The sequence below is a fragment of the Clostridium sp. C105KSO13 genome (genome assembly GCF_001517425.1).
Taxonomy (GTDB): Bacteria; Bacillota; Clostridia; order Lachnospirales; family Lachnospiraceae; genus Muricomes.
This window is the reverse complement of sequence record NZ_FBWL01000160.1, coordinates 87,812-99,011: the sequence shown is the minus strand read 5'-3', so window position 1 is coordinate 99,011 and position 11,200 is coordinate 87,812. Positions and strand designations below refer to the sequence as shown.

Genomic DNA, 11,200 nt, shown 5'->3' with positions numbered 1-11,200 from the left:
AACAGGTAACAAAAAATCGCCTCCAATCGAAAAATGTGTGCCGCCCGCAAGCGAACGGTACTTATTGATCAATAGGCGCGAAGCGCCGCATTTTTCGAGTAAACTGTCAAGTGTTTTTTGACAAAAAGTGGGGGATTTTAATAAAAAAGGGATCTGAAAGCCTTGGATTTACTGGCTTAGAGATTCCGAGAGATTATCTCAGCAAATGGAGGATGAAGCTATTCAGGTTGCATAAAAAAAGTTCAACTTTTTGTGTCCAATGTATTGACATAGGTCCACTTTCCAAGTAATCTGGTCTCAAAAACATCGGAATTAAAACTACGTCGTCTATTTAAAATGTACATATAACCCTCTCGCATTAGGCCTAAACTATGGTCTATTCCTTCTTCCTTAGGTATTTGACGTGTATTTAACATAGGAATCTCCTCCATTTTTTATGAGTAATAGTTCTATCATTTGTAAAATATTCCTTAATTATTCGCAAAAAAGATAGCGTAGGACCGATTATACCTTTCTGAGAGTAATCAGAATAGTTTCAATTATCGATAGTTACCTTTATCAGAGCTTATTAATAGAGGAATTTTTATATTGATGTTTTACCTACGCTCTTGTTAGATAAAAAAATAGCCAAATCAGATAAATGGCTACTTTGTATAAGCATAACGCAAAAGTTGTCTAACATAACTCTCCTGAAAACTATTCATTTGTTTATAGTTCTCTTCTAGCCATATAATTTGTTTATCGGTAATATCACCTCGGTAACCAAATTGCTGCGGAAAGAATACATATGACGCTGAGCATGAAACCATCTGGTTTTGCAAAGGATACTGTTTATCGCAACCTGAAGATGATCCAGAAAAAAGTGGAACTTCTTGCTAAACGAGTATTCTGGGATAACAACGTTTAAACTTGGGCGAAGAAAAATCATTCCCAAATAGATTTCTCGTTACCTCAAAAAAAACTTGAGCTGATGAGGAAGATTAAAAAGCAGACAGCATGATACTATCCCCAAATCAAATTGTTGGGGTATAGCCAAAATAAGAAAGTGGATAGAGCTGGAAAATACATATGTTTACTAGGGAAACAAGGTGGCGCTGCATAGCTGGTTTCCAAAGTTCGCAAAACAGATGGGAAACTAAGCGAACTTTTCAATTAAAATCCAAATAATAATATAAGGCGCTGAAAGCCCTGCAAACACGACATTTTCTTTAGTTTGTAAAGTTTTGAGGGTCTTTTTCTTTTATTCCGGATAATGAGCTGAGAAATTCAAAAATATCTTGAAGATAACGAAGTAACACGATTGGCGGTGGATATTATTGTCAGCCTGTGACCGGGGAAAATAATAAATAATGAGTGTTCACGGAATATAGAAACTATGGTAGAATGGAAAACAAGAAATCAAAATCCATATAGAGTTTTTTGAAGAGGTGAGAACATGGAATTAGTAAATAACGAATCCTTATTCAAAGAGATAGAAACAGGGTTGGACAGCATACAAAAAGATAGAACATCAGACATTATCCTATCTCCGTTTACGAAAGACTTTTCATTGCGTTTTTGTTGGAGCAGTAATGCAATAGAAGGAAATACATTATCATTGGATGAAACAATCTCACTCATTGAATACGATGAAGTAAGAGTGATGTTTATATTGGAAGTCTTGCGGAGGTGGTGTATTACCCACCAGAGCCGGAGCGGGTATTGGAGTTCATGCAGCGATTCTTTGAAAAGTGGGAGAATACGAGTAAAGGAAACAGTCTGGCTGAAATCATGCAGCAGCTTGCAGAACAGCATATTGAGTTTGAGCAGATACATCCATTTCAGGATGGAAACGGCCGAGTGGGACGGATGCTTATGAATCAGGAGCTCATCAATCAGAACCTACTTCCAATTGCGATTAATCCAACTGGAAAATATCGTCAGGCTTTTCAATGTTATGAAAAGAAGGGGGATTTATCTTTAATGGTTCATCAGGTTTGTAAAGCAGAATTAGAAGCGATTCAGCGTGTGCAATGTTTGGTTCGCAGAAGAGAACAGTCTAGACAGAAAACTAAATGCACAAGAGAGATACTATAATGTTGAAAATAGAAATCTTCGAAAGGAATGAGAGAGGACTTTACCATGAAGAAACATAAAAGGATGAATTTGATCCTTCAATTTTTTGCAGGGTCAAAACGTTTTCTAGCCGCAGCTGTACTGGCGTCTTTATTAACTACGATTTTAAACGCCCTGACTCCACAGATTTTCCGATTTACTATAGATTCGGTTCTTGGAGGGGAGAAATATAAATATCTGGCAGGCCACCTCTGGATCATGTCTCTTTTATTAATCGGAGTCGCAATCCTTTCCGGGGGTGCCCTTTTTTTGACCAGAACTTATACGGCAAAGGCGGGGGAAAATTTTGCAAAAAACCTGAGGGATGCTTTATTTTTCCACGTACAGCGACTGCCGATGAAGTGGCACGACAGGCATCAGACAGGGGATATTATACAGCGCTGCACATCTGATGTGGAGGTAATACGCAACTTTATGATTACCCAGCTTTTAGAAGTGTTTCGGACAGTTTTTATTGTAGGTGTTTCTTTTGGAATGATGATGGCTATGAATACAAAGTTGTCGCTGCTGACACTTTTATTTGTTCCCATTGTTGCCTTATATTCCACCATATTTTACCGCCTCATAGCCAGGCGATTTACTTTCGCGGACGAAGCGGAGGGAGAACTGTCTACAGCTGTGCAGGAAAATGCAACCGGAGTGCGGGTTGTCCGTGCCTTTGGCAGAGAAAAGTTTGAGATGGAGCGGTTCAGAGAGAAGAACGAAGGTTTTGCAAAGCTTTGGATTCGTCTTGGAACCCTTTCAGGCCTTTACTGGGGGATAGGTGACCTTATTACGGGTTTGCAGGTTGTGACGGTGATTGTAGCAGGTGCGATTGAAGCGGTAAACGGCAGCATTACAGTGGGTGAGTTTATTGCGTTTGCATCTTATAATACCACGTTGGTATGGCCGGTCCGTGGGCTTGGAAGGATTCTTTCGGATATGAGCAAGGCTGGAGTCTCCTTTGATCGCGTGGAGTATATTTTACATGCGGAGGAAGAAATTCACAGTAAGGAGGGGTGCCATAAAACTGAGAACTATGAGATATATTTTTCTCATGTAAATTTTACATACGACACAGAAAAACCAGTTTTGAAAGACCTGGACTTTATCATTCCACAGGGAAGTGTATTTGGAATACTGGGAGGGACAGGGAGTGGAAAATCCACTATTATACAGCTTCTAAACCGGCTTTATGACCTTAAGGATGAGGATGGGAAAATCATGTTCGGGGGACGAAATATAAAAGAAGTCCCGTTAGAATGGCTTAGAAAAAATGTTGGGGTGGTGCTTCAGGAGCCTTTCCTCTATTCCCGTACTATACGGGAGAATATAGCCGCCTCTGTGCCTGAGGCTACGCTGGAAGAGATTCGAGAAGCAGCGAAAATTGCCTGTGTGGATGAAACCATTATGAATTTTGTGGATGGATATGATACTTTGGTAGGCGAACGAGGAGTTACTTTGTCAGGAGGACAGCGGCAGAGAATTGCCATTGCCAGAATGCTCCTTCAGAAGACACCTGTTATGGTGCTTGATGATTCTTTGTCGGCAGTGGATTCTGAAACTGATTCAAGAATACGAAAGGCCCTGCTTCAGAATAGGAAAGACGCAACGGTCATTCTAATCTCCCATCGAATAACAACAGTAATGAATGCAGACCGGATTATGGTTCTCCATCAAGGACATATAGAAGAGCTGGGAACCCACAGGGAGCTGATTGAAAAGCAGGGAATTTACAGACGTATATACGACATTCAGATGAGTCAGGATGACAGGTTGCAGGTGGAGGGATAGTATGGCAGCATATGAAGAACAAGAATATAAAAAACCATTCAGCATAAAAGTGTGGGGGAAGATGCTCCCTTTCTTTCAAAGATATCGCAAGCAGTTTATTATTACAATAACGATGAATGTACTTTTGGCAGGAGTTGATCTGCTGGTTCCACTTTTTCAGAGCTTTGCCATTGACAGATTTATTGTTCCGGGGGCGCTGACCGGAATCGGTACATTTGCCGGACTATATGTGGCGCTGATTGTAGGGCAGACCGTCGCAGTATACATTTCTGTGCGCGCAGCTACCACAATTGAAATGTATGTGGGAAAAGACTTAAAACAGGCACAGTTTGAGCATTTACAGATATTGTCGTTCTCCTATTATAATACCACGCCGGTGGGTTATATTCATGCAAGGGTTATGAGTGATACCCTGCGGATCGCCGGTATGACTGCATGGGGTCTGATTGATATGTTTTGGGCTTTAATTTATGTAGTTGGTGTATTTTTTATCATGTTTACGCTAAATGCAAAACTGGCCTTGATCATTCTTGGTATCGTGCCGTGCATTGCACTTTTGACTGTGTATTTCCAGAATAAAATTTTGTACTGGAACCGGAAAGTCCGTAAAATAAATTCTCAGATTACAAGCGCCTATAATGAAGGGATTACCGGGGTAAGAACTTCAAAGAGTATGGTAATAGAAGAGGACAATCAAGAGAAGTTCTGTCATATTACAAGGGATATGCACCGGGCAGCCACCCGTTCGGCAAAATTAAATGCAGTCTACATTCCCTCTATTTTATTCTTCAGTACGGCTGCCGCAGCTATTGTGCTGTCAAGGGGAGGCTATATGGTACAGGAAAATCTGATAAAGTTGGGAACCCTTTCAGCATTTATCTCCTATGCGGTGGTCATTTTTGAACCTATTCAGCAGCTTGCACGATTGCTGGCAGATCTGGTATCCTGTCAGGCTAATATAGAGCGCGTCGTGGATTTGCTGGAGCAGGAGCCAAATGTGACAGACACAAAAGAGGTGGAAGAAAAGTACGGAGATATGTTCTTTCCCAGGAAGGAAAATTGGGAGAAGATTAGGGGAGATATTACTTTTGAAGATGTATCCTTTATGTATCCTGACGGAAAAGAATACGTCCTGGAGCATTTCCAGCTGGAAATTCCTGCAGGTACCAATGTGGCTATTGTGGGAGAGACAGGGGCAGGGAAATCAACCCTTGTGAATCTGGTGGGAAGATTTTTTGAGCCTACAAAAGGACGTATTCTGATAGATGGGAAAGATTATAAGGAACGCTCTCAGCTTTGGCTTCACAGCCAGATCGGCTATGTACTTCAGACGCCTCATCTTTTTTCGGGAACAGTCTATGATAATATTCGCTATGGGAGGCTGGATGCTACCAATGAGGAAATAGAAGAAGCAGCAAGACAGGTTTCGGCAGATGTGGTGGTAAAGAAACTGGAGAAGGGCTATCAAAGTGATGTTGGGGAGAGCGGGGGAAGGCTTTCTACGGGAGAAAAACAGCTGATTTCCTTTGCAAGAGCTATTCTTGCCGATCCAAGCATTTTCGTACTTGATGAGGCCACCTCTTCGATTGATACCCAGACTGAACAGCTGATTCAGGGTGCCATAGATCATCTGTTGAAAGGAAGGACATCTTTTGTCATTGCTCACAGGCTGTCCACCATCCGTAAAGCAGATTTAATTCTGGTTGTGAAGGATGGGAAGATTATTGAACGGGGAACCCACAAAGAGCTGCTGCGGGAAAAGGGGCACTATTACGACCTGTATTCCAAACAGTTTGAAGAAGAAGCTGCGATGCAGGTTCTTTTGCCGAAATAAATGCAATATATCCAGAACCAGGCTTGATTTTAAATATTTCTGCCTGGTTCTGAACAGTTACAAATTGAAGTAACTATGCAAGTGATGAAAGTACCTTGGCCTTTGTCACAATTCCTTTTAACTGCCCATCTTTTCCTACCGCAGCAATCGGATATGGAGCTTCTGCAGCCAGTGTCATGATATCTGCTACAAGTGTATCCGGATCTACAACCGGTATGTCTTTCTGGACAACATCGGTAATTTGCAGGTGATTCTTTCTTGCATGCACAGCATCACTGATAGTCAGAATGCCTACCAGATGCAGGTTATCATCCACAATATATACAGTGGAGAGTTCATTTTTATTCATTACACGGATTGCCTGTTCTATACCATCGTTTACCCGGACCAGTGTTTTCGGGGTGATCATAATGTTATATACGGAGAGAACACGGGATTTGTCTGCATTATTGATGAATGCCTCCACATATTCATTTGCTGGATGTTCACTCATTTGTTCGGGTGTGTCTGTCTGTATTACTTTTCCATCCTTCATAATTGCCACAACGTCTCCCAGGTTAAAAGCCTCGTCAATATCGTGAGTAATAAAGACAACTGTCTTCCTGAGCTTTCGTTGAATCTGCAGCAGTTCAAACTGCATATCCTGCCGTACCAGAGGATCAAGGGCAGAAAATGGCTCATCCATAAGGAGCACATCGGGATCGTTTGCAAGAGCTCGGGCGATTCCGACTCGCTGACGCATGCCTCCGGAGAGACTGTCACAGGACTGATGTTCCCAGCCGTTTAGTCCTACCATGGAGATGACTTCCATTGCCTTTTTCTCTCGCTCCTCCTTTGGAACACCCTTGATTTCCAACCCATAAGCGACATTTCCGAGTACATCACGGTGGTTCATCAGACCGAAGGACTGAAATACCATGGAGATTTTATTGCGGCGAAACTCCAGGAGTTCCTTTTTCGAAAGTGTGGCCAGGTCTTTTCCTTCAAATAATATAGTGCCTGAAGTGGGCTTGTTGAGTCTGTTAAAACAGCGGACCAATGTAGATTTTCCGGAACCGGACAAACCGATGATTACAAAAATCTGACCCTGGGGGATTTTCATGTTGATATCCCATAGAGCGACGGAGACACCGGTTTTCTTCTGTACAGCTTTTTTTTCACTGCCTTCTCTCATCATTTTGGATGCTTCCGATTTATTTAGACCGTACAACTTACTTATATTCTGTACTTCAATCACATTTTTTTTGCCTTCCATGTCCATCCCTCCATTTATTTCTCCGTGTTTGATTCTGTCTGTGTCTCACTTTTTCCAAACCATCCCTGTGTCAGGCGGTCGAGTATGATTGCCATTATAACAACACAGCCCCCTGCAATCAGGCCCCGGCCGATTTCAATACGGTTCACGGCTTCCAGAACCTCCATACCAAGACCTCTTGCACCTATCATAGAGCAGGTCACTACCATGGACATAGCCATCATAAGTGTCTGGTTTACACCCGTCATGATTGTAGGCATTGCCTGCGGGATCTGCACCTTGAATAAAGTCTGCCAGCGGGTAGAACCGAAGGAAAGCGCAGCTTCTACCACTTCTTTGTCAACCTGTCTGATTCCAAGACTGGTCAGACGGATTACCGGGACAATCGCGTAGATAACAGTAGCAATCACTGCGGAAGCATTTCCCATGCCAAACAGGAGCAGAGCAGGAATTAGGTAAACGAATACAGGCATTGTCTGCATAGTATCCAGAACCGGGCGTATAATGCGGTTGGCTTTTGGCGAATTAGAGATTAATATACCTATAGGAAGACCAAGAAGCAGTGACATCACCACACTTGCCAACACAATAGAAAGGGTGAGAATCATATCATCCCAGTATCCTACAACACCCACCAGAAAGACGAGTATAGCATACAGTATCCCGCTTCTGAATTTTTTGCGTACATGCCAGCCGAGAAAGAATATGGCGAGAAGCAAAAGAAACCACGGAATATGCGCAAGCAGCCATTTGAATCCATTCACCAGTCCGCCCAGCACCGACTGGATTTTATCAAGCACAGATGCGGCAGAAACGGCGAATTTCCGCACAGCATTATCAATAGCATTTGTATTTGGCTTAGCAATCAAAGGAAAACTTGACAGCCAGCTGAATTTGTCTGTACTGTGTGTCCCGCCCTCAAGACTTGCATTTAATGTCTCTGCCTGCTCAGGGGTAAGCCATTCTTCAAGCAGTTCAGGATGCTGTGACAGGAGCCATTTTCCGGCTGCACTATGGTCGGCATTGTTGTCCTGCATATAAGCAAGCCCTTCACTGATTAATTTGGAACTTGTGTGGTATTTAGAGAGAAACTCACAGTATTCAGGGTTAGAAACCGCAAAGTCGTTATTTACCGCAACGGTTACGGTAACTGCCGGGCAGGCCCCGATGCCGTCCGCAAAAGTTTCTTCATTATAAGGAGAATCCTCCAGAAGCACAAGGTCATATTTGCCCATCAGCCACGTTGGCTCCCAATAATAAGCTACAAAAGGTTCTTTTTTATCCCAGGCTGAAGTAATCGTAGCATCCATTGCTGCCTGACTTCCTGGGGTTACGTAATTATACTGATTATCCAGACCGTAGACAGCTATCTTTTTCTCCATGATTTCCGTGACACTCCATCCGGGGATACCTCCGTATATTACCCCTTTTTGTGCGGCTTCCGGATCTGGGAACAGCTCCGGATGTTTTCCGAGATCTTTGACAGTTTTCAAATCCGGGTATTCTTCTGCTACATATTTGGGAATATAGAATCCCTGGTAATTATCGTTAAAGTTTATCCCGAGTTCTTTAAACTTTCCCGCATCCAGATCAGGCTGGTAGGAAGGAATATTGTCAGTCCATTCCTCCATATGCACATCAAGTTCGCTGTTCATAAGTGCCTCGTGGGCGATTGGCGTGGAACTGGGAATTTCGGTCCACGTATAGCCGAATATTTCTTCGGCAATCAGACCGGCAATTGCATTGTTCAGCTTGATGGAGTCCCATCCTACATCTGCAAAAACAATTTCCTGTTTCTCTTTAGTGTCTGCGGCAAGAGCCGGCTGAGTAAATGACAGAGTACCGATGAGCACTACTGACAAAAGTGATAAAAGTTTTTTCATTTTGAACATCCCTCCCTGTGTATTATAAGATTACCCTGAAAAATAACTGACAAGTTCCGAAACATGGGTTAAGTTGGCGACATTACATGCAATGACAAGTACATCCCCTTCCTGAAGTACAGTCTGGGAGTCGGGAGAGAGTATAAGCTCTTCCCCTTTCCTGATGGCGATGACTGTGCCTCCTGTATTCTGGCGAAACTGAAGCTCACCGAGGGTCCTGCCGGATGCTTTGCTCTTGTCCTGTATGGGGAATTCATATGTTTTCAGCTGATCGCTGTTCTGAAAACGTTCTTCCAAATCCATAATTTTTTCAAATGTACTGTTAATCTCATTATTAAGCTGATCTCTCTGTTGTGTCAGATCTTTAAGCTTTGCCTTTAAAGCCCGTCTGTCATTGTCAGATTTATAATGTTCGACATAATCTATGGCATTCTCCCGTGAGATAACTGTTGCCCCTACATTTTGCTGTACCTCAATGACGTTCATATTTGCTAAAAGGTTCATAGCTCTTCGGATTGTCTCAGAAGATACACCGTACTGGGAGCCCATTAATGAACGCCCGGAGAAACGCTGTCCTTCTTTCAACTTTCCATTTGTAATCTGAGAAGCAATGTCATAGGCAACCCGGCTGTAGACAGGTGTATTTTTAGAATATTTCATATGCTGTGGTCCACTCCTTTATTGTACTGGTGACAACTTAATTCTAGAGCATGGGTTGTCAGAAGTCAAGAAGAAAGTCTGGATGCTGAAAGATAATAACTTTGAAAAAAGATAAAAGATATGATATACTAAGTCCGTTCCACATTGCGTCTGTATGGTAATATTGGTGTTATGGAACAATAATTAATAGAACATAGTTATCAACTGCCGCCGGGTAGATTATAAGCGTTGAAGTTCGTATCGTTAGGCCATAGAAGATACGAGATCAGCGCTTTTATTCTGCTTTTGTATATGTTGTGCGGCGTAGAATGAAAGGAAAAGTAATTTATATGAAGAAAGAGAGTTGTTTTCGAGATTTTGTCAAATATTCCTCTTTAAATGTATTGGGAATGCTTGGGTTATCCTGTTACATACTGGCGGATACTTTTTTTGTGGCCAAAGGTCTGGGCACAAATGGACTTACGGCATTAAATCTTGCTATTCCCATATATAGTTTTATTCATGGAAGCGGATTAATGATTGGTATGGGAGGAGGCACCAGATATTCTATCTGGAAAAGTCAGGGAAAGGGTTATGAGGCAAACAGTATTTTCACTAATGTAGTATATATTGCAGCCGTCTTTGCTGTTATTTTTGTATTAGCCGGAATTTTTCTTTCTAACGGCATTGTGACACTTTTGGGAGCGGATGAGAGTGTATTTAGAATGACAAAGACCTATTTGCAGGTCATATTGTTATTTGCCCCGGCTTTTCTCCTGAACAATGTTCTTCTTTGCTTTGTTCGAAATGACGGGGCCCCACAACTGTCTATGGCAGCGATGATAGGTGGAAGTTTATCCAACATTGTATTAGATTATGTTTTCATCTTCCCATTTGGAATGGGGATTTTTGGTGCAGTATTTGCCACCGGGCTTGCCCCCGTTATCAGTATGTTGATATTATCACCGCATTTTATTAAAAAGAGAAACCAATTTCATTTCACAAAGTGCAGACTGAGGAGAAATCTTGCTGTGAGCGTGTTTTCCAGCGGAATGCCATCTCTGGTTACGGAGGTATCCTCCGGTATTGTCATGATTGTATTCAATTTCATTATCCTGAGACTTCAGGGTAATGTGGGTGTGGCAGCATACGGGATCATTGCCAATCTGTCACTCGTCATCATTTCGATTTATACAGGGATTGCCCAGGGAATTCAGCCGATTGTGAGTGCAAACTATGGTAGAAGAAATCCCAGCAATGTTAGGGCAATTTTGCGATACGCAATGATTACAATGTTGATTGTATCTGTGGCTATCTATACGGGAATATTTTTGGGAGCAGAACATGTTGCCGGCATATTTAATAGTGAACAAAATGCAGTGCTGCAAAATATTGCGGTGGAAGGTCTTAGATTGTATTTTATTGCCTGCCCGTTTGCCGGATTCAATATAATTATCTCCATGTACTATACGTCCACGGATTATCCACTGCCGGCAAGTATTATTTCCATACTGCGTGGTGTTATTCTAATTATTCCTATGGCTTTCATCTTATCTTCAGTGGCAAAAATGAGGGGCGTGTGGTTTGCATTCCCGGGCACAGAATTGCTGGTGGCAATTGTAGGGACTATATTATTTGCCCTTCATAAAAATCAATAACTTTATTTTTCCACTTAAAATTGCTATACTTGTATTATCTCGA

The 11,200-nt window shown here is 42.2% G+C and carries 7 protein-coding genes; 4 read left to right on the top strand and 3 right to left on the bottom strand.

Going from position 1 to position 11,200, the window contains the following annotated elements; genetic code table 11:
- Positions 1-1,668 precede the first annotated feature (1,668 nt).
- The 3 genes from BN3456_RS06980 to BN3456_RS06970 are packed head-to-tail and all read left to right on the top strand — an operon-like array spanning position 1,669 to position 5,722.
- The gene (locus BN3456_RS06980; RefSeq protein ID WP_089983419.1) at positions 1,669-2,076 is read left to right on the top strand and encodes a Fic family protein; all 408 of its coding nucleotides are present in this window, start codon (positions 1,669-1,671) and stop codon (positions 2,074-2,076) included.
- Positions 2,077-2,121: 45 nt separating this feature from the next.
- Positions 2,122-3,888, top strand: coding sequence for an ABC transporter ATP-binding protein (locus BN3456_RS06975; protein ID WP_089983418.1), 1,767 nt, complete (start codon positions 2,122-2,124; stop codon positions 3,886-3,888).
- Position 3,889: 1 nt separating this feature from the next.
- On the top strand, positions 3,890-5,722 hold the full coding sequence (locus BN3456_RS06970; RefSeq protein ID WP_089983417.1) for an ABC transporter ATP-binding protein: 1,833 nt from the start codon (positions 3,890-3,892) through the stop codon (positions 5,720-5,722).
- A gap of 73 nt (positions 5,723-5,795) precedes the next feature.
- Here BN3456_RS06970 and BN3456_RS06965 read toward each other — a convergent pair whose 3' ends face one another.
- From BN3456_RS06965 to BN3456_RS06955, 3 genes are read right to left on the bottom strand one after another with little or no spacing between them, the layout of a single operon-like run.
- Positions 5,796-6,977: a quaternary amine ABC transporter ATP-binding protein gene (locus BN3456_RS06965; protein WP_089983416.1), complete on the bottom strand. Its 1,182-nt coding sequence runs from the start codon at positions 6,975-6,977 to the stop codon at positions 5,796-5,798.
- Positions 6,978-6,991: 14 nt separating this feature from the next.
- The gene (locus BN3456_RS06960) at positions 6,992-8,860 is read right to left on the bottom strand and encodes a glycine betaine ABC transporter substrate-binding protein (protein ID WP_207644090.1); all 1,869 of its coding nucleotides are present in this window, start codon (positions 8,858-8,860) and stop codon (positions 6,992-6,994) included.
- A 30-nt stretch (positions 8,861-8,890) separates the two neighbouring features.
- Positions 8,891-9,520, bottom strand: a complete 630-nt coding sequence (locus BN3456_RS06955; RefSeq protein WP_089983414.1) for a TrkA C-terminal domain-containing protein — start codon at positions 9,518-9,520, stop codon at positions 8,891-8,893.
- Between the two features lie 329 nt (positions 9,521-9,849).
- On the opposite strand from BN3456_RS06955, the gene BN3456_RS06950 reads away from it, so the two are divergent.
- Complete coding sequence (locus BN3456_RS06950; protein WP_089983413.1) at positions 9,850-11,157, top strand: MATE family efflux transporter; 1,308 nt, start codon at positions 9,850-9,852, stop codon at positions 11,155-11,157.
- Positions 11,158-11,200: the final 43 nt, after the last annotated feature.